An 18,232-nucleotide genomic window follows, 5' to 3' on the forward strand; every position below is an offset into this window, starting at 1 on the left:
CGCCGCGAGGCGGCACGCTCAGCGGGCGAGGGCGGCGATCGCCCGCTCGAGCGCAGCGACCGACTCCGGGCCGCCGTGGCCCTCGTCGAGGACGACCAGCTCGCTGCCGGGCCACGCGCGGTGCAGCTCCCAGGCGGTGCGGGCGGGGCTCGAGACGTCCCTGCGGCCGTGGACGAGGACGCCCGGGACGCCGTGGAGGCGGTCCATCCGCCCGAGGATCTCGTCGCCGCCGAAGCCCGAGTGCGACCAGTAGTGGGTGACGAGGGTGGCCAGCACGTCGCGGGACGGGGAGGTGTGCCAGCGCGGGTCCGACCGCCAGCCGGGCCCGAGGGAGACGTGCACGTCCTCCCAGCGACCCCAGGCCGCCGCGGCGCGCGCCCGCACGCGCGCATCGGGGTCGCGCAGCGCCCGGGCGTAGGCGTCCACGACGCGCTCGCCCGGCGCGCGGTCCACGGCCGCGGCGAAGACCTCCCACTCCTCCGGGAACACGCGCCCCATGTCCTCGGTGACCCATTCCACCTCCGACGTCGACGTGGTCACGACGGCGAACAGTGCCAGCCCCGTGACGCGCTCGGGGTACGCCTGCGCGTACGCCAGCGCCAGGGTGCTGCCCCAGGACGCGCCGGTCACCAGCCAGCGGTCGACGCCCAGGTGGCGGCGCAGGGCCTCGACGTCCTCGATCTGCGCGGCCGTCGTGTTCTCGTCCAGCAGGTCGAGGCGTTCGGTGACCAGCGGGCGGCTGCGGCCGCAGCCGCGCTGGTCGAACGTGATCGCCTGCTGCCGTGCCGGGTCGATGCGGCGGCGGTGGCCGGTCCCGGCGCCGCTCCCGGGCCCGCCGTGCAGCCAGAGCACGGCCGGGCCGTCGGGGTCTCCCACGGCCTCGTAGTACAGCTCGTTCCCGTCCGCCACGCGCAGGCGCCCCGTACGGAGCGGGGGCTCAGGAGGCATCCCGCGAGCCTACCGAGGCCGGGTGCGCGGCGGCACGGGCACCCGGTCGAGGTCCGCCGCGACGGTGAGGCCGCCGTCGAACACCTCGCGGGCCTTACGCTCGAACTCGTCGGGCAGCTCGTCGGGCACGCGGTAGCGCTGGGAGAAGTGCGTGAGCACGAGGTGGCGCACGCCGGCGCGCGCGGCGACGATCGCGGCCTGCCGGCACGTGAGGTGCGCCCACCGGGCGGCCAGCTCGGCGTCGCGGTGCAGGAACGTCGACTCGACGACGAGCAGGTCGACGCCGTCGGCGAGCTCGAGGACGGCGTCGCACAGGCGGGTGTCCATGACGAACGCGACCGACTGCCCGGGCCGCGCCACGGAGACGGCGTCGCGGCGCACGGTGCGGCCGTCGTCGAGGACGAGGACGCCGTCGCGCAGCAGCCGCCCCACCGCCGGGCCGGCGGGGACGCCCGCGGCCGCGAGCGCCGCCGGGTCCAGGGACACGCCGTCCGGCTCGTCGAGGCGGTAGCCGACGGCGTCGACGCGGTGGTCCAGCGGCCGCGCGGTGAGGACCGGCGCGCCGTTCGTGTCACTGCCGGCGCCGCGCTCGCCGTCCACGCGGGGCAGCGTCACCACGGGCGACGGACCGGGCGACCGACCGGGCGACGCGACGGGGAAGGCCACGGGCTGCAGCGCGACCCGCTCGTGGTGGTCGTAGGCGCTGGCGTCGAGCAGGTGGCGCACCCAGGGCTCGCCGGAGGCGGGGAACGAGATCGGCACGGTGTGGCGCACCTGGTCCCCGGACAGGCGCTGCACGACGCCCGCGAGGCCGAGGGAGTGGTCGCCGTGCAGGTGGGTGATCGCGATGCGGGTGAGGTCGGTGGCGGACACCCCCGCGAGCGTCATCTGTCGCTGCGTGCCCTCCCCCGGGTCGAACAGGATCGCCGCGTCGTCGAAGAACAGCACGTACCCGTTGTGGTTGCGGGTGCGCGTGGGCACCATGCTCGCGGTGCCGAGCACGACGAGCTCGCGTCGTGACACGCCGCCGCGCTCAGCGGCCGAGCGCGCGCCCGACGACGCGCACCAGCCCCGTGGTCACGTGCTGCACGGGGTGCCACAGGTCGCGGTCGAACACCGCCGTGCGGGTGGCGGGGCCGCGGCGCAGCCGCCCCGCGAGGCGGCTCGTGGCGGGCGCCGGCGCGGAGGGCGCGGGCTTCAGGGACGGCAGGCCGGCGAGCACGGACGGCCGGTAGCGGGCGCCCGGGTCCCACCGCGGGTGGGGGCGCTGCCTCGCGTCGTCGGGGGTCGGGGCCTGCATGAGGTCATCGTGGCGCGGCGGCGTGGCCGCCGCAAGGCCGGGGACTTCCCCGGGACGCTCAGGCGCCGGGGTAGCCCTGCGGGTTCTCGGACTGCCAGCGCCAGGTGTCCGCGCACATGTCGTCGATCGTCTTGACGGCGCGCCAGCCGAGCTCGGTCTGCGCGCGCGTGGGGTCGGCCCAGAAGGCCGCGAGGTCGCCCGCGCGGCGCGGCCCGACCTCGTAGGGCAGCTCGCGGCCCACGGCCCGCTCGAACGCGTGCAGCATCTGCAGCACGGACGTGCCGGTGCCCGTGCCGAGGTTGAAGGCGCGCACGGGCTCGGCCATCGCGTCCAGGTGGTTCAGCGCGGCCACGTGCCCGGCGGCGAGGTCCTCGACGTGCAGGTAGTCGCGCTCGCACGTGCCGTCCGCGGTCGGGTAGTCGTCGCCGAACACCACGAGCTTGTCCCGCTTGCCGACGGCGACCTGCGCCAGGAACGGCATGAGGTTGTTCGGGATCCCCTGCGGGTCCTCCCCGATCCGGCCCGACGGGTGCGCGCCCACCGGGTTGAAGTAGCGCAGCAAGGCGACCTTGAGCCCGCCGACCGCGACCGCCGCGTCGGCCGCGATGCGCTCGATCATCACCTTCGTCTGCCCGTACGGGGACGACGACGACAGGTACTCGTAGTCCTCGCGGTAGGGCACGGGCGCCTTCTCCCCGTACACGGTGGCCGAGGAGGAGAACACCAGGCGCGGCACGTCGTGGCGGCGCATCGCCTCCAGCAGCGACAGCGTCGAGTCGAGGTTGTTGCGGTAGTACTCCAGCGGCTTGGCCACCGACTCGCCCACGGCCTTGAAGCCGGCGAAGTGCACGACGGCGTCGAACCTCTCGTGCGCGAACAGCCGGTCGGTCTTCTCCGCGTCGGTGAGGTCGATCGCGTGCACCGGCACGTGCGCCCCGGACAGGGACTCCAGACGACCCATCACCGTGGGCTTGCTGTTGGAGAAGTCGTCCACCACGACGACGTCGTGCCCGGAGGCGACGAGGGACAGGACGGTGTGGGAGCCGATGTACCCGGCGCCGCCGGAGACGAGAACGCGCATGGGCCCAGCCTAGGGCGTGGTCACGCCGTCCTTCGACGGCGTCCGCACCCCGGGCCGGGCCCGTGCGCGCCGGGTCGTGTCAGCTGCCGCCGAGGAGCTCCGTGAAGCTCGGCGTCGCGGCGAACGGGTCGGCCGGGCCGTCGTTCTCGCGGCGCGCCACCCGCTGCGCCAGGTCGCGCCCGGCGCGGGCGATCCGCCTCGGCAGGCCGGCGCCCGGGTCGTCGGCGCTCGCGGCCCAGTCGTCGGTGGCGGCGAACACGCTGGTCGGCACGACGTCGGCGCGCAGGTACGTGAACAGCGGCCGCATCGTGTACTCCAGCGCCAGGGAGTGGCGGGCGGTGCCGCCGGTCGCCCCGAGCAGGACCGGCATGCCGGTCACCGAGTCGGGGTCGACGACGTCCCAGAACGACTTGAACAGCCCCGAGTAGCTCGTCGTGAACACGGGCGAGACCGCGATGAGCCCGTCCGCGCCCGTCACGGTCTCCAGCGCCCGGGCCAGGTCGCCGGTCGGGAACCGGGTGAGCATCGCGTCGACGACGGCGTGCGCGAGGTCGCGCAGCTCGATCGTCTCCACCCGCACGGTGTGGCCGGCGTCCTCCAGCTCCCGCACGGTGGCGTCCGCGAGCCGATCGGCCAGCAGGCGCGTCGACGACGGCTGGGACAGTCCCGCCGACACGACGGCGAGGGTGCGGGTGGGGCGGATGCCCGAGGGCCCCGAGGACATGGTCATGCGCGTGCCTCCTGCGATGCGGCGGGCTGGGTGCCCTCGGCAACGGTACCGGTGTACGGGTCGGCGGTGTCGCCGACGTGGGTGGCGCCCGCCTCGCCCGCGGCGCGGGCGGCGGCGACGCGCTCGGCGTGCGTCGGCGGGTTCAGCGGGACGTCGTCCGCGGGGCGCTTGGCCTCGACGATCTTGCGCAGCTCGGGCACGACCTCCTCGCCGAGCAGGTCGATCTGCTCGAGCACGGACTTCAGCGGCAGGCCCGCGTGGTCCACGAGGAACAGCTGGCGCTGGTAGTAGCCCACCTCGTCGACGAACGACGCGTACCGGTCGATGACCTGCTGCGGCGAGCCGACCGTCAGCGGCGTCTCGCGCGTGAAGTCCTCCATCGACGGGCCGTGCCCGTACACGGGCGCCTCGTCGAAGTAGGGCCGGAACTCGTTCCACGCGTCCTGCGACCGCTTGCGCATGAACACCTGGCCGCCGAGGCCGACGATCGCCTGGTCCGCGCGCCCGTGACCGTAGTGCTCGAAGCGCTGCCGGTAGAACCGCACCATCTGCCGGGTGTGGTGCATGGGCCAGAAGATGTTGTTGTGCAGGAAGCCGTCACCGTAGAACGCGGCCTGCTCCGCGATCTCGGGGCTGCGGATGGAGCCGTGCCACACGAACGGCGGCACCCCGTCCAGCGGGCGCGGCGTGGACGTGAAGCCCTGCAGCGGGGTGCGGAACTTGCCCTCCCAGTCCACGACGTCCTCGGTCCACAGCCGGCGCAGCAGCGCGTAGTTCTCGATCGCGAGCGGGATGCCCTGGCGGATGTCCTGCCCGAACCACGGGTACACGGGGCCGGTGTTGCCGCGGCCCATCATGAGGTCCATGCGCCCGTCGGAGATGACCTGGAGCATCGCGTACTCCTCGGCGAGGCGCACCGGGTCGTTGGTCGTGATGAGCGTGGTCGCCGTCGACAGGGTGATGTGCTTCGTGACGCCGGCCAGGTAGCCCAGCATCGTCGTGGGGGACGACGCCACGAACGGCGGGTTGTGGTGCTCGCCCGTGGCGAAGACGTCCAGGCCCGCCTCGTCGGCGTGCCGCGCGATGGTGAGCATGTTGCGCACCCGCTCGGTGTCGTCCGGGGTGTGGCCCGTCGTGGGGTCGGTGGTGACGTCGCTGACGGAGAAGATTCCGAACTGCACGGCTGCGCTCCCTGTTCGTGGTCTCTTGCTGCTGGGCTCTGACGTGAGGCCCAGGTTCATGCGTTTGCATGTACATGGCGGTGAACCGTGCACCACTCCCGGTTGTTCCCGGTTGTTCCCGGCAGTTCCCGGCCCTCACGCGGGCCGGCGGGTGACGTCGCGCACAAAGGGTGCCCGCAGGGCGGTCTCGAGTTGCGCACGGCGCGCCGACTGGCCAGCCTGGGTGCAACCGTCACGTCCCGCCACAGTGCCCGACCGCTCTCCCGGTCGGTGGCTCCGGTGTGGACCGTGCTTCACGGGACCTTCACGGACCGCCGGAACAACCCCCGGCAGGGCCGCGTTGGAACCTCAGGCCCCTTCCCACCGACCTCCAGGAGGACGACATGCCCGACCGGTCCCTGCGCGGCATGAGCATCGGCAGCAAGAGCATGGAGTCCGACGAGGGCGTCGACTTCGCCCCCCGGTTCCAGGCGCACTACGACTGCCCCAACGGCCACACCATCATCCTGCCCTTCTCCACCGAGGCCGAGGTGCCGCCGGTGTGGGAGTGCCGGTGCGGCGAGGAGGCGCTCCTGCGCGACGCCGAGCGCCCCGAGGTGAAGCCCGGCAAGCCGCAGCGCACCCACTGGGACATGCTGCTCGAGCGCCGCACCGTCGCCGAGCTGGAGGAGCTCCTCGACGAGCGCCTCGAGCTGCTGCGCGCCGGCAAGCTGCGCCGCAGCGCCTGACACGCGACACGCTCAGACCGCACGAAGGGCGGGCACCCCACCGGGTGCCCGCCCTTCGTCGTCCCCGTCGTGCCTGCTCGGCGGGTGTCAGCGCCGCCGGGCGCGCACCGCGGACACGATCCCGCCGACGACGAGCACGACCGCCGCCGCGCCGACCCCCCAGCCGGGCCAGTAGCCGGCCCGCACCGCCGGAGTCAGCTCCGTGCGCAGCGGCAGGTCCGCCACCCAGTGGTCGGCCGTGAAGAGCTGCGTGCGCGCCACCAGGGTCCCGTCCGGGGCGACGACGCCGCTCACGCCCACCGTCGAGACCTGCACCGCCGCCCGGCCCGTCGTGATCGCCTGCAGCCGCGTCATCGCGAGCTGCTGCGTCGACTCCGCTGTGTACCCGAACGACGCGTTGTTCGTCGGCACCACCAGCACCTGCGCGCCCCGCCGCACGGCGTCGCGGATGATCTCGTCGTACGCCACCTCGAAGCAGATCACCGTCGCCATCGGCACCGTCGTCGGCCCGGTGCCGCGCCCGATCGCCGCGCCGTCCACCGGCAGGTCGACCACCGCGGGCTCGGTGCCGGGGATCATGTCCGTCGTCACCCGGTCCACCTGGGCGCTGAACAGCCGCACGAAGGAGCGGATCGGGATGTACTCACCGAACGGCGCCGGGTGCTGCTTCGCGTACCGCTGGGTCACGCCCTTCCCCGGCTCCCACAGCAGGGCCACGTTGTACCGCCCGCCCGTGTCCGGCCACTCCTGGGCGCCCACGAGGATCGGCGCGCCCACCGCCTGCGCCGCGTCGTCGATCGCCACGCCCACCTCCGGCGTCGTCTGCGGGTCCAGGTCCGAGCCGTTCTCCGGCCACAGCACCACGTCGACCGCGTCGCCCGGCTGGTCGCCGAACGCGCCGGACGCCTGCTCGTCCGCGATCGCGTACGTGCCCTCCAGGTGGTTGTTCAGCACCTCCGCCCGGTTCGCGAACGACCCCTCCCCCGGCTCCGACACGTTGCCCTGCACCGCCCCGGCGCGCAGCACGCCCGCCTCCGCGGTGCCCGTGCCCGCGTCCACCACCGTCCCCGCGCGGCCCGGGTCCTCCGCGTCCGTCACCTCGCGCGTGCCCGGGTCGTGCGCCAGGGGCAGCAGCAGCGGCACGGTCACCAGGACGGCCGCGGCCAGGACGAGCACGGCGGCGCTCGCGGCCGAGCGCGCCCGGCGTCGGGCGTCGCGCCACGGCGTGCGCAGCAGGCGCCCGACGGCGAGCGCGAGCAGCACGCCCGCTGCGGCCACCAGCAAGGACACCAGCGTGGTGCCGCCGAGCCAGGCGGCGCGTCCGGTCGGCGCGCCCGCCATCGCCCACGCGAGGCGGCCCCAGGGGAACCCGCCGAACGGGATCTCGGAGCGCCACTGCTCCACCGCGACGAACACGACGGCGAACACAGCGGCCTGGGCGCCGGCGTGCCGCCGCACCCAGCCCCAGCGGCGCGCCCACGTCCACAGCGACCCGAACGCGGCGAGGAACAGCGTCTCCAGCACGGACAGCGCCACCCACGGCACGGTGTCCGTGGCGAAGTTCGCCCACCAGATGTGCGGCAGCCAGAACGTCAGCCCGGCGACGAGGCCGACGAGGAAGTTCCAGCCGGCGGCCCGGCGCCCGTCGCGGCGCAGCGCGGCGAACAGCAGGGCGACGCCGACGAACGCCAGCGGCCACGCCCCGACGTCCGGGAACGAGGCCCACAGCGCGGCCCCGGCCGCGACGGCGAGCAGCAGGGTCGCGGGACGGCTCGCCCACCGGTCGGCGGGCGACGTCCGGCGCGGGGTGGAACCCTCGTCACGGCTGACGTCACGGGTGACGTGATGGCTGTCGTCGACGCCGGGGGCGGCTGACCCGTCGGAGGGCTCCTCGACCGGGCCCGGGCTCACGTGCAACACCCCCGCAGGGTACGTGACCCGGCGCCGCGGCCGGGCTGCCGGGAGCCCGTCGAGCAGGCGATCCGTCGCGGGAGCCGGGTGGTCGCCGCGCCGGGTCGCTTCCTCGAGGGCATGGGACGGCCGGGGTCAGTCGAAGGTGTCGTGCAGGACGACGCCGTCGCGCACGGTCTGCAGGCACACGGGGTCGGGCTCGCCCTCCGACAGGTCGGGCAGCAGCGGCTGGCCGGCGCGCGCCTCCGGGTTCCACGCCGACAGGCGGTCCCCGGGGGCCTGGACGGACAGGGTGTCCGCACGCCAGACGGCCAGGTGCGCGGGCGCGCCGACGCGCAGCTCGCCCGCGCCGGTGTGGTCCATCCCGGCGAGCCGCCACCCGCCGCGGGTGTGGGCGCGGAACGCGGCCCGCGCGGAGATGCGCTGCATGCTGTCCTCGTGGGTGAGGGTGGCGCGCACCGCCTGCCACGGGTCGAGCGGCGTCACCGGGGTGTCTGAGCCGAACGCGAGCGGCACGCCCGCCCCGGCGAGGTCGGCGAACGGGGACAGGGTCGACGCGCGCCCCGGCCCGAGCCGGGCCGCGTACATGCCGAGGCTGCCGCCCCAGGCGGCGTCGAACGCGGGCTGCACGGACAGCGCCACCCCGTACAGCAGTAGCGCGGCCAGGGCGGACGCGTCCACGAACAGGGCGTGCTCGAGGCGGTGGTGGCCCGAGCGCAGCAGGCTCGTGCCGTGCTCGGTGGCGGCGAGCTCCAGCCCGCGCACCACCTCGTCCATCGCGCGGTCGCCGATGACGTGAAACCCACCCTGGGTGCCGGCGGTCGAGCAGGCGGCCAGGTGCGCGGCGATGTCCTCGCCCGTGAGGAAGAGGCGGCCCGTGGGCTCGGCGCCGCCCGGTGCGGCGAGCAGGTCGCTGTAGGGGTGGCGCAGCGCCGCGGTGCGGGAGCCGATCGACCCGTCCGCGCACAGGTCGCCGGCGATGCCGGTGAGGAACGGCAGCTCGGCGAGCATCTGCCGCGCGTCGTCCGCCGTCGCGCACAGCTCGCCCCGGTAGGCGACGACGTGCGGCAGCCCGCCCGCCGGGTCCGCGGTGAGCCCGACCAGCTCGGCCAGGCCCTCGCGGGTGTCCATGGTGGGCTCGCTCATCTCGTGCACGCCCACGATGCCGCGGGCGGCGGCGTCGGCGAGGGCGCGCCGGTAGGCGCGCGTCCGGCGCGCGGGCGAGACCTGGCGGACCGCGGCCGCCGCCGCGTGGTGGGCGTCCGACGTCACCATCCCCGACGCCTCCCAGCCGGGCGTGCGGTCGATGCCCACTGCGCGGGCGAAGGACCCGGACACGACGGCGGAGTGACCGTCGACCCGCGCCGCGTACACGCGCCGCCCGCCGCAGGCCGCGTCGAGCTCGTCCGCCGTGGGGGCACGCCGCTCCGGCCAGGTCTGCTCGTCCCACCCGAACGCGAGCAGCACCTCCTCGCCGCCCGGGTCCGCGGCGTCGAGCTCGCGAGCGCCGCGGGCGAGGGCGTCGAGCGCCGCCGCGAGCGACGTCGCCCCGCCCGCCGCGGTGAGGTCGACGGACTCGGCCGCGAGGCCGGTCTCCAGCAGGTGGACGTGCGCGTCGACGAACCCGGGCGCCACGAGCGCGCCGTCCAGGTCGATGACGCGGTCGGCGCGGGCCGCGAGCCCGGCGGCGGTGTCCTCCGCGCCGAGCCAGGTCACGACGCCGTCGTCGACGAGCAGGGCCTCGGCGAACGGGTCCGCGGGCGAGTGGACGACTCCGTTGCGATACAGGGTGGACGTCACGGCCTGCACTCTATGGCACCGCTGCCCACCGCACCCCCACACCTGCCGCACGGATTCCTCACACCTGGCCTCACACCTGGCCCCGCACCCGGCGACGCGCGCGGCGACGCGCGCGGCCGCCGCCCGTCACACGCTGGAGTAGGCGACGACGCCGCGCAGCACGGCGGTCTGCGCCTTGCGGGCCGTGGCCCGCAAGGCGGGACGCGGAGCCGCCTTGGCCAGCTGGTCCAGCACGTCGAGCACCTGCTTGCACCAGCGCACGAAGTCCCCCGCCGCCACGTCCGTACCGCGCAGCACCGCGTCGAGGTTCTTCCCCGACGCCCACCGGTGCACCGGTGCCACCAGGCCCAGGTCCAGGGGGCCCGTCGCCTCCAGGCGGTGCGCCGCCTCGAGGTCGGTGACCTCGGACCAGGCCCGCGTGGTGGCGTCCAGCGCGCGGGCGAGCCGCCCGTGCGGCCCGCCCGGCACGAACGGCTCGGACGCCTCCTCACGGCGCCCCGAGTACACGACCGTCGACACCGCCGCCGCCAGGCCGGGCGCGTCCAGGTCGTCCCAGATCCCGCGGCGCAGGCACTCCGCGAGCAGCAGGTCGTCCTCCGCGTACAGGCGACCCAGCCACCGCCCGTCGTCCGTGACCGCCAGGGTGCCCGGCGTCCCGCCGTCGGGGGGTGTCGAGGTGGCGTCGTCGGCGCGTGCCAGGTAGCCGAGCCGCTCGAGGACGTCGCAGGTGCGGTCGAACGTGCGCGCGATCGACCCGGTGCGCCCCTCGACCCGGCGCACCAGCTGCTCGTGCTCGGCGCGCAGCCGCTCCCACCGCTCCGCCCAGCGGGCGTGGTCGTCGCGCTCCGGGCAGCCGTGGCACGGGTGCGCGCGCAGCGCGTCGCGCAGGCGCTGCAGCTCGGCGTCGGACGCCGCGTCCGAGCGCCGCCCGCCGTGCCCGCCCCGGTGCCCGCCCGTGCGACCGTCCTGGTGCCCGCCCGCCGACGCGCCGCGCCGGGCGCCCGGGTGCCGGCCGGTCCCGCCGTCGCCCGAGAACGCCCCGAGCGCGTTGCGCAGGCTCGAGGCCAGGTCGCGCCGCTGGTCGGGGCGGCGCGGGTTGAACCCCTTCGGGATGCGCACGGTCGTCACCACCTGCACGCCGCCCGGCGCGTCCGCGAGGGTGAGCTTCTTGACCTGCTTCTCCTGGGTGAGCACGGTCGGCCGCGGCCCGTCGAAGCCGCGGTCGTCGCGGCCCGGGTCCAGGATGACGACGTACCCGCGCCGCCGCCCCGACGGCACCTCGACGACGTCCCCGCGCCGCAGCTTCTCGAACGACGCGACCGCGTCGGCCCGCCGGGCACCGGACACCGCGCGCGACAGCTCCTTCTCCCGGTCCTTGATGGCCCGCCGCAGGCCCATGTACTCGGCGAAGTCGCCCCGGTCGCACGCCATCGCCTCGGCGTACCCCTCCATCGCCTCCGCGTGCGCCTGCGCCTGCTTCGCCAGACCCACCACGCCGCGGTCGGCCTGGAACTGCGCGAAGCTCGTCTCCAGCACGTCGCGGGCCCGCTCGCGACCCACCTGGCCCACCAGGTTGACCGCCATGTTGTACGTGGGCCGGAAGCTGGAGCGCAGCGGGTACAGCCGCTTGGACGCGAGCCCCGCCAGGGCCACCGGGTCCAGGCCCGTGTGGTCGACGACGACGGCGTGCCCCTCGACGTCGATCCCGCGCCGGCCGGCGCGGCCGGTGAGCTGGGTGTACTCCCCCGGCGTCACCGGCTGGTGGGCGGTGCCGTCCCACTTCACCAGCTTCTCCAGCACCACCGAGCGGGCGGGCATGTTGATGCCCAGCGCCAGGGTCTCGGTGGCGAAGACGACCTTCACCAGGCCGCGGGAGAACAGCTCCTCCACGGTCTCCTTGAACACCGGCAGCATGCCCGCGTGGTGCGCGGCGATCCCGCGCGACAGGGACTCGGCCCACGACCAGTACCCGAGCACGTCGAGGTCCTCGGTGGGGATCGTGGCGGTGCGCTCCTCCACCACCCGCCGGATCTGCGCCTCCTCCTCCCCGTTCGTCAGCCGCAGGCCGGCGCGCAGGCACTGCTGCACCGCCCCGTCGCACCCGGCGCGGGAGAAGATGAAGTAGATCGCGGGCAGCAGGGCGTCCGCGTCGAGGGAGTCCACGACGGCGAACCGCGGCGGCGTGCGGCGGTGCGCCACCGGCCCGCCGGCGCCCGGCCGGTTGCCGCCGCGACCCCGGTAGCCGCGGTCGCCCCGGCCCCGGTGCCCGTGCCGGCCGTGCGAGGACTCCGCCCGCGCCGCGACGCGGAACATCGCCTGCAGGTCGGGGTTGATCGGCGGGTTCGTGCCCGGGTCCGTCGGGTCGACGTGCCCCGCGTACAGGTCCATGAGGCGCGGCACGCCGCGCGGCTCGGGGGCCGAGACGACCACGTGCTGCCACAGCGGCACCGGCCGGCGCTCGCTGACCACCACGGCCGTGTCGCCGCGGACGGTGGCGAGCCAGTCGCCGAACTCCTCCGCGTTCGACACCGTCGCGGACAGGGACACGAGCTGCACGTGGTCGGGCAGGTGGATGATGACCTCCTCCCACACCGGGCCGCGGAACCGGTCGGCGAGGTAGTGCACCTCGTCCATGACGACGTACGCCAGCCCGTCGAGGGCGGACGACCCCGCGTAGAGCATGTTGCGCAGCACCTCGGTGGTCATGACGACCACGGGCGCGCCCGCGTTGATGGACGTGTCCCCGGTGAGCAGGCCGACGTTCGCGACCCCGTGCCGGGCGACCAGGTCGGTGTACTTCTGGTTGCTCAGCGCCTTGATCGGCGTCGTGTAGAACGCCTTGCCGCCGCGCGCGAGCGCGAGGTGGACGGCGAACTCCCCCACGACCGTCTTGCCCGCGCCCGTGGGGGCGGCGACCAGGACGCCGCGGCCCTCCTCGAGCGCGACGCAGGCGTCCACCTGGAACGGGTCGAGCTCGAACCCGACCACCTGACGGAACAGTCGCAGCTCACCCTCGGCGTCGGCCTTGTCGCGGGCGCTGCGGGACCGGGAGGCGGCGTACCGCTCGGCCGGGCTGAGGACGTCCTGGCCGGCGTCGGGGCGGGGGTGGGCGGTCATACCGTCAGCCTAGGCGCCGGAACCGACCCCTCGTCCTGCGGTGCCGGCCGCGTCCCGGGCCGGGTGCTGTCCGACGCACGGGGCACTCCGGCGACGCCTGTGCCCGACAGCTTGGCACACAGCTCGGCACACGCGTCAGCGGGGCTCGACCAGGACCTGCAGGGCGCGGGCCCGCACCTCGACGCGCAGCGGCAGGGCCCCGAGGCGCTCGCCGTCCGCGTGCGCGACCGGCAGGGGTCGCTCGCCCGCGACCCAGGCCTCCGGCCCGGGCTCGATCGTCACGGCGCGCGCCCGCACGACGTGCACCTTGCGGCGGCGCACGTGGCCGCCGGTGAACATGCTCGGGAAGACGGCGAGGGCGCCCGCCCTCGACAGGTCGGTGGCGACCAGCACGTCCAGCAGGCCGTCGTCGAGGGACGCCGACGGGGCGACGCGGATGCCGCCGCCGATCTGCGGGCCGTTGGCCGCGGTGACGAGCGCCGCACGGCCCGTCCACGTCGCGGTGCCGGCCGGGCCGGGCCGCAGTCGCAGCCCGGTACCGGCGTCGGTCGCCGCTGCACCGGTCGTCACCCGGTCCACGGCGCCGTCGAAGGTGAGCCGGTACGACCAGGGCCGGTAGCGCACCAGCTCGAGCGCCGCGGCCACGGTGTACCGGGCGCTGCCGCGCGGGTGCCGCAGCAGGTTGGCGCGCGCGTTCACCGCGGCGTCGAGCCCGGCCGAGACGGCGCCGGCCACCCAGCGGGGGCCGGCGCCGGTGCCCGGGGCGAGGCCGGGGCCGGTGACGAGCGCCGCGTCGACGTGGCGGCGTCCGGCGGGGCCGGCGTCCAGCGCCCGGCAGAGTGCGGCGCCCGCCGCCGCGGGGTCGCGCACGGGCAGCCCGAGCGTGGCCGCGAAGTCGTTGCCGGTGCCCACGGGCACGATCCCGAGCGGGACCTCGGTCCCTGCGACGGCCTGCGCCCCGAGGTGCACTATCCCGTCGCCGCCCACGACGACGAGCGCGTCGACGGGCCTGCCGGGCGCGTCCACGGCGGCGCGCGCCCGCGCGAGCGCGGCGTCCGCGTGCGGGCCCGACAGGTCGACGACGTCGTGCCCGGCCCGGCGAAGCCCGGCGAGCACGCCCTCGCCGGCGTACGCGGCCCGCCCCTTGCCCGCGGTGGGGTTCACGACCACGCCGAGGCGCAGCGGACGGCTCGCCCCGGCCGGACCTCGCCGCGACCGGTCCCGCTCAGACAGTGGGGGCGACCCTGCGCTTGTCGACGCGCCGGTCGTGCAGCACGCACAGTCCGAGGGCGCCGAAGTACAGCACGCAGATCGGCAGGGCCACGAAGATCATCGTCAGCGCGTCGGGCGTCGGCGTCATCACGGCCGCGAACACGAACGCGACGAGCACCGCCCACCGCCAGCCCTTGGCGAGGACCTCGTGCCGCAGCACGCCGGCCATGTTCAGGCCGACGAGGAACACGGGCGACACGAACGCGATGCCGAACGCCAGCACGAGGCGCATGACGAAACTGAGGTACCCCTGCGCGTCGGTGAAGTTCACCGCCCCGTCGGGGACGAACCCCGCGAGGATGTCCACGGCGTGCGGGAGCACCCACCAGGCGAGCGCGGCGCCGCCGAGGAAGAGAGGCACCGCGGCACCGAGGAACCCGTAGGCGTACCCCTTCTCCCGCCTCGTCAGCCCCGGGGTCACGAAGGCCCACAGCTGGTAGAGCCACCACGGGCACGTCACGATGACGCCGAGGAAGAGCGAGACCTTGATCTTCATGTCGAGCGCCGACGCCATGCCCGTGAAGTTGAGCGCGATCGTCTTGCCCTGCTCGAGCGCGGCGACCTTCAGGGGCGCCTGGAGCGCGGCGAGCAGCGGTTCGTACAGGACCCATCCGGCGGCCGCACCCACGACGAGGCCGCACGCGGCGAGGAAGAGCCGCTTGCGCAGCTCCAGCAGGTGCTCGCGCAGGGGCATGCGCCCCTCAGGGTCCCGGGTGTCTCCGGGCACCGACTACGCCCGCGGCTGCTTCGGGTCGATGAGACCCGGGATCTGCTCGCCGTCGCCCGTGCTCGTCGCGGTCGACGACGTCGTCGAGGAGGACGCGGTGCCGGTGGACGGCGACGTGGTGTCGGCCGGCGGCTCGTTCGAGTCGTTGAGCTTGCCGTCGTCCGTGAGGTCCTTGACCTCCTTCTTGAAGATCTTCAGCGACTGGCCGACGCTGCGCGCCAGGTCAGGGAGCCTGCGCGCCCCGAACAGCAGCAGGATCACGACCACCAGCACGATGATGTGCCAGGGCTTGAGCATGCCCATGAGAATGGCTCCTCGTTCTCGTCCGCCCGTGAGCGGGGGTGTGTCGGGGTCAACCCTAGTGGGTCCCCGGGGTCGCGGAGGTGACGTTCGGGTGACGACACGGCCCGATCGGCGCTGCGACCGGCGGATCCGGTCAGAACGGAGAGCCCTGCACCCGGGGCTGCACCGTCACCCACTGCGTCTCGGTGAGGGCCTCCACGTCGGCGTCGTGGCCGCCGAACCGGGCGCCGGTGCCCGAGGCGCCGACCCCGAGCACCCCGGCCGGCAGGTCCGCCTCGTCCAGCACGGCCGCCCGCCGCAGCACGGCGGCCCGCTCCTCGGCGGGTCGCCCTGCCCGCCCGGTCGGTGTCCGCCGGGGACGCCGGCGAGCGTAGCCCCCGTGGCCGGGGAGACGACCGGCCGGGTGCCGGTCAGCGGGGGTCCAGCCGCCGATGAACGCGGCGCCGTCCCAGGTGTGCGAAGAACGTCATCGTTGCCTCCCGGGTGGTGCAGCGGGTGCTGCGCCGGGCAGCGCAGCCGGTGGTCGGGGCTAGCGCCTCCGCGCCCGGGTGCGGGACCTCAGGTCGGCGTGCGCGGCCTTGTCGGCGGTGCGGGCGGCGAGCCAGCTCTCGTCCTGCCACCGGCGCCACGTCGCGGCCCGGCGCTCGCGGCGTGCCGCGGCCCGCTCGGCCGTGAGGCGGCGGCGCTCGGCCACGCGCTCGCGCAGCACGACCGGGTCGTCGAAGAGCGTGGGCGACGTGTCGACGCGGTGCGCCTCCGCCTCGGCGACGGCGGCGGAGATGCGGTCGGCGGCGGACCCGAGCACCTCCCCGGCGCGGGACGCCTCGCGCAGGGCGCGCACACCGGTGCGCCACAGGTGGCGTCCGAGGAAGAAAGCGCCCACGAGAGTCGCAACGACGAGCCCCGCCCAGATCCAGCCCCACATGCCGGTCAGCCTACGGTCTCGTCGGAGCTGGTCTCGTCGGTGCCGGACACGCTGCCGCCGGGCCCGTCCGCGGTGGTCGAGGCGTACACGGCGAGCGCGGCCCGGGCGGACTGCGCGACGTCGTGCGCCACGTCGGGCGGGTCGACGGCGACGACGTCGGGCGCGTTGGCCAGCAGGAGCCGCCGCAGCCATGCGGGGTTCGTGACCCTCAGCCGCACCTCGACCGTGCCGTCGGGCAGGTCGCGGACCGACTCGGCGGGCACCTCCTCCGCGACCCACCGGGCCGCGGACGCGAGCCGCAGCGTCGCGGCCGGGGCGCCCCGGTGCGCGACGGACGCCCACACGTCGGCGCCCAGGTCGCCCGCGACGGCGACGTCGCGCTCGGCGACCGGCTCCTCCAGCACGTGGGCGTCGAGGATGCGGTCCACCCGGAACGTGCGGCGCCCGTCCACCCGCAGGCACCAGCCCACGAGGTACATGGCGCCGTCCTGGGTGAGCAGGCGCAGCGGGTCGACGTCGCGCTCCGTGGTGACGTCGGCGGCGTTGACGTAGCGCAGGTGCAGGCGGCGGCCCTCGGCGAGCGCGGTCGTGACGGCGGCGACCACCTGCGGGTCCCCGTCGCCCTCGAGCTGGACGTCGACGGCCCCCGCGGCCTCGCCGGTCGCGGCGGTCAGCTTGTCCAGGGCGGAGGCGACGACGGCGGCCCGCCGCCGGTCCGCCTGCACCGCGGGCGAGGCGTGCATCGCACGCAGCGCGGCGACGAGCGCCACGGCCTCCCGGGTGCCGAGCCGCAGCGGGCGGGTCATGCCGCGCGCCTGCGTGAGGGTCACGACGCCGTCCTCCAGCGAGAACGCGTCGAAGTCGATGAGGTCGTCCGGCATGTACCCGGGGGTGCCGGACACCCACAGCGCGTCCACGTCCTCGCGCACCTGGCGCGGCGTCACGCTGAAGCGGTCCGCGAGCTCCTCCACCCGCACCGGCCCCGCACCGTCGAGGAACGCCACCAGCCCCAGCAGCCGCACCAGCCGGTCGTCCGCCCGCTCAGCCATCCGTCGTCTCCCCCGCCGTGTCCGTCACCCCGCCGGCCGAGCCCGCGTCGCCCGCGGCGCCGGCGGCGTCGAGCCCCGCGGCCGCCTCCAGGCGGCGCAGCACGTCCGCGCGCAGCTGCGGCGGCTCCAGCACCACGACCGCGGGCCCGTACCCCGCCACCTCGTCCGCGAACGCCGACAGGCTGCGGAACTCGACCTCCAGCAGGTCCCGCCCGTCGCGGCGGCCGCCCCGCCGCCCGCCGTCGCCACCGTTCTCATGGTCGGCAGCGTCACCGCCGTCGGTCGCGGGCACCGCGCGCGCCCGCAGCGCCTGCGCCCGCTCCGGCACCACGGCCAGCCGCGCCCGCTGCAGCGCCCCGACCCGCTCCCCGAGCATGGCGTCCACGTCCACCGCGTCGGGCACGTCGAACGCGCCCGCCTGCGACCCCACGCGCACCTTGCCCGAGATCCGCGACAGCCGGAAGACCCGCGCCGCGCCGCGCGCCCGGTCGAAGCCCACCAGGTACCAGCCGCTGCCCCGCGCCGCGATCCGCCACGGCTCCACGTGCCGCGTCAGCTCCTGCCCCGTGCTCGCGGCCCGGTACCGGAACGACACGTCCCGCCGCTCCGAGACCGCCTCCAGCAGCGGCACGTACGCGTCGCCCGCCGCCCGCACCCGCGGCGCCAGCCCGGCCACCGCGTCCCCCGCGACCTCTCCCGCGCCCGCCGCCCGCAGCTTCGTCATCGCGCGCGACATGTCCGTGCGCAGCGTCTTGTCCGACCACAGCTGCGCCGCCAGCGCCACCACGCCCAGCTCCGCCGGCGTCAGGTCCACCGCGCCCAGCGCGTACGCGTCGTTGTCGATCCGGTACCCGACCTCGTCGCTGTGCCCGCCCGCGTCCACCGTGACGATCGGGATGCCGAGCGCCCGCAGCGTGTCCTTGTCGCGCTCGAACATCCGCTCGAACGCCTCCGTCGACGGCGCGTCGCCGTACCCCGCCACCCCCGCGCGCACCTGCTGCTTGGTCATCGACGCGCTCGTGTTCACCAGCGCGATGACGAGGTTCAGCAGACGCTCGGCCGGCGGGGTGCCCCGCGACGACGGCGCAGGGTCGGACGGCGCGGCGACGGGCGGGCCGGAGGCCGGTTCCACGGGGTTCGCAGGCATCGGCACCAACCTA

General features: G+C 75.6%; 17 protein-coding genes. 1 reads left to right on the forward strand and 16 read right to left on the reverse strand.

What is annotated here, in order from left to right; genetic code table 11:
* Positions 1–18 precede the first annotated feature (18 nt).
* The 6 genes from ACH443_RS11555 to ACH443_RS11580 form a co-directional block, all read right to left on the reverse strand.
* Positions 19–948: an alpha/beta fold hydrolase gene (locus tag ACH443_RS11555; protein WP_430590371.1), complete on the reverse strand. Its 930-nt coding sequence runs from the start codon at positions 946–948 to the stop codon at positions 19–21.
* Between the two features lie 9 nt (positions 949–957).
* Positions 958–1,971 (reverse strand): ribonuclease Z, encoded by a 1,014-nt coding sequence (locus tag ACH443_RS11560; RefSeq protein WP_430590372.1) that lies wholly within the window; start codon positions 1,969–1,971, stop codon positions 958–960.
* A gap of 10 nt (positions 1,972–1,981) precedes the next feature.
* Positions 1,982–2,248, reverse strand: coding sequence for a hypothetical protein (locus tag ACH443_RS11565; protein WP_430556809.1), 267 nt, complete (start codon positions 2,246–2,248; stop codon positions 1,982–1,984).
* Between the two features lie 58 nt (positions 2,249–2,306).
* On the reverse strand, positions 2,307–3,329 hold the full coding sequence (gene galE, locus ACH443_RS11570) for a UDP-glucose 4-epimerase GalE (RefSeq protein WP_430556810.1): 1,023 nt from the start codon (positions 3,327–3,329) through the stop codon (positions 2,307–2,309).
* Positions 3,330–3,408: 79 nt separating this feature from the next.
* Complete coding sequence (locus ACH443_RS11575; protein WP_430590373.1) at positions 3,409–4,059, reverse strand: FMN reductase; 651 nt, start codon at positions 4,057–4,059, stop codon at positions 3,409–3,411.
* Positions 4,056–5,240: an LLM class flavin-dependent oxidoreductase gene (locus tag ACH443_RS11580; protein WP_430590374.1), complete on the reverse strand. Its 1,185-nt coding sequence runs from the start codon at positions 5,238–5,240 to the stop codon at positions 4,056–4,058. The genes ACH443_RS11575 and ACH443_RS11580 overlap by 4 nt, the downstream gene beginning before the upstream one ends.
* A 383-nt stretch (positions 5,241–5,623) precedes the next feature.
* Here ACH443_RS11580 and ACH443_RS11585 point away from each other — a divergent pair, with 383 nt between their 5' ends.
* Positions 5,624–5,968 carry an RNA polymerase-binding protein RbpA gene (locus ACH443_RS11585; protein ID WP_079575180.1) on the forward strand — a complete coding sequence of 115 codons (345 nt, stop codon included), beginning with the start codon at positions 5,624–5,626 and terminating at the stop codon, positions 5,966–5,968.
* A gap of 87 nt (positions 5,969–6,055) precedes the next feature.
* On the opposite strand, the gene lnt is transcribed toward ACH443_RS11585, so the two are convergent.
* The 10 genes from lnt to ACH443_RS11635 all read right to left on the reverse strand — a co-directional run bounded on the left by lnt (position 6,056) and on the right by ACH443_RS11635 (position 18,219).
* On the reverse strand, positions 6,056–7,888 hold the full coding sequence (gene lnt, locus ACH443_RS11590; protein WP_430590375.1) for an apolipoprotein N-acyltransferase: 1,833 nt from the start codon (positions 7,886–7,888) through the stop codon (positions 6,056–6,058).
* Positions 7,889–8,014: 126 nt separating this feature from the next.
* Positions 8,015–9,679, reverse strand: coding sequence for an amidohydrolase (locus ACH443_RS11595; RefSeq protein WP_430590376.1), 1,665 nt, complete (start codon positions 9,677–9,679; stop codon positions 8,015–8,017).
* Between the two features lie 126 nt (positions 9,680–9,805).
* Entirely contained in the window at positions 9,806–12,796 is a 2,991-nt protein-coding gene (locus tag ACH443_RS11600; protein ID WP_429763486.1) for a DEAD/DEAH box helicase, read from the reverse strand.
* A 135-nt stretch (positions 12,797–12,931) separates the two neighbouring features.
* The gene (locus tag ACH443_RS11605) at positions 12,932–13,960 is read right to left on the reverse strand and encodes a diacylglycerol/lipid kinase family protein (protein ID WP_430590377.1); all 1,029 of its coding nucleotides are present in this window, start codon (positions 13,958–13,960) and stop codon (positions 12,932–12,934) included.
* 61 nt (positions 13,961–14,021) lie between these two features.
* Positions 14,022–14,762: a twin-arginine translocase subunit TatC gene (tatC, locus tag ACH443_RS11610; protein ID WP_429763484.1), complete on the reverse strand. Its 741-nt coding sequence runs from the start codon at positions 14,760–14,762 to the stop codon at positions 14,022–14,024.
* 36 nt (positions 14,763–14,798) lie between these two features.
* Complete coding sequence (tatA, locus tag ACH443_RS11615) at positions 14,799–15,098, reverse strand: Sec-independent protein translocase subunit TatA (protein ID WP_429763483.1); 300 nt, start codon at positions 15,096–15,098, stop codon at positions 14,799–14,801.
* A gap of 133 nt (positions 15,099–15,231) precedes the next feature.
* Complete coding sequence (locus ACH443_RS11620) at positions 15,232–15,402, reverse strand: hypothetical protein (protein WP_430590378.1); 171 nt, start codon at positions 15,400–15,402, stop codon at positions 15,232–15,234.
* A gap of 225 nt (positions 15,403–15,627) precedes the next feature.
* Positions 15,628–16,023, reverse strand: coding sequence for a hypothetical protein (locus ACH443_RS11625; RefSeq protein WP_429763481.1), 396 nt, complete (start codon positions 16,021–16,023; stop codon positions 15,628–15,630).
* 5 nt (positions 16,024–16,028) lie between these two features.
* On the reverse strand, positions 16,029–17,072 hold the full coding sequence (locus ACH443_RS11630) for a helix-turn-helix transcriptional regulator (RefSeq protein ID WP_430590379.1): 1,044 nt from the start codon (positions 17,070–17,072) through the stop codon (positions 16,029–16,031).
* The gene (locus tag ACH443_RS11635) at positions 17,065–18,219 is read right to left on the reverse strand and encodes a helix-turn-helix transcriptional regulator (RefSeq protein ID WP_430590380.1); all 1,155 of its coding nucleotides are present in this window, start codon (positions 18,217–18,219) and stop codon (positions 17,065–17,067) included. The genes ACH443_RS11630 and ACH443_RS11635 overlap by 8 nt, the downstream gene beginning before the upstream one ends.
* Between the last annotated feature and the right edge of the window lie 13 nt (positions 18,220–18,232).

It is taken from the genome of Isoptericola sp. NPDC019571 (genome assembly GCF_044389385.1).
Lineage (GTDB): Bacteria > Actinomycetota > Actinomycetes > Actinomycetales > Cellulomonadaceae > Isoptericola > Isoptericola nanjingensis.

Excerpts from the sequence above, each read along its gene's own strand:
- ACH443_RS11635 (WP_430590380.1), bottom strand. The coding sequence starts at position 18,219 with ATGCCTGCGAACCCCGTGGAACCGGCCTCCGGCCCGCCCGTCGCCGCG.
- galE (WP_430556810.1), bottom strand. The coding sequence starts at position 3,329 with ATGCGCGTTCTCGTCTCCGGCGGCGCCGGGTACATCGGCTCCCACACC.
- ACH443_RS11630 (WP_430590379.1), bottom strand. The coding sequence starts at position 17,072 with ATGGCTGAGCGGGCGGACGACCGGCTGGTGCGGCTGCTGGGGCTGGTG.
- ACH443_RS11625 (WP_429763481.1), bottom strand. The coding sequence starts at position 16,023 with ATGTGGGGCTGGATCTGGGCGGGGCTCGTCGTTGCGACTCTCGTGGGC.
- ACH443_RS11585 (WP_079575180.1), top strand. The coding sequence starts at position 5,624 with ATGCCCGACCGGTCCCTGCGCGGCATGAGCATCGGCAGCAAGAGCATG.
- ACH443_RS11600 (WP_429763486.1), bottom strand. The coding sequence starts at position 12,796 with ATGACCGCCCACCCCCGCCCCGACGCCGGCCAGGACGTCCTCAGCCCG.
- tatC (WP_429763484.1), bottom strand. The coding sequence starts at position 14,762 with ATGCCCCTGCGCGAGCACCTGCTGGAGCTGCGCAAGCGGCTCTTCCTC.
- ACH443_RS11575 (WP_430590373.1), bottom strand. The coding sequence starts at position 4,059 with ATGACCATGTCCTCGGGGCCCTCGGGCATCCGCCCCACCCGCACCCTC.
- tatA (WP_429763483.1), bottom strand. The coding sequence starts at position 15,098 with ATGGGCATGCTCAAGCCCTGGCACATCATCGTGCTGGTGGTCGTGATC.
- ACH443_RS11565 (WP_430556809.1), bottom strand. The coding sequence starts at position 2,248 with ATGCAGGCCCCGACCCCCGACGACGCGAGGCAGCGCCCCCACCCGCGG.
- ACH443_RS11555 (WP_430590371.1), bottom strand. The coding sequence starts at position 948 with ATGCCTCCTGAGCCCCCGCTCCGTACGGGGCGCCTGCGCGTGGCGGAC.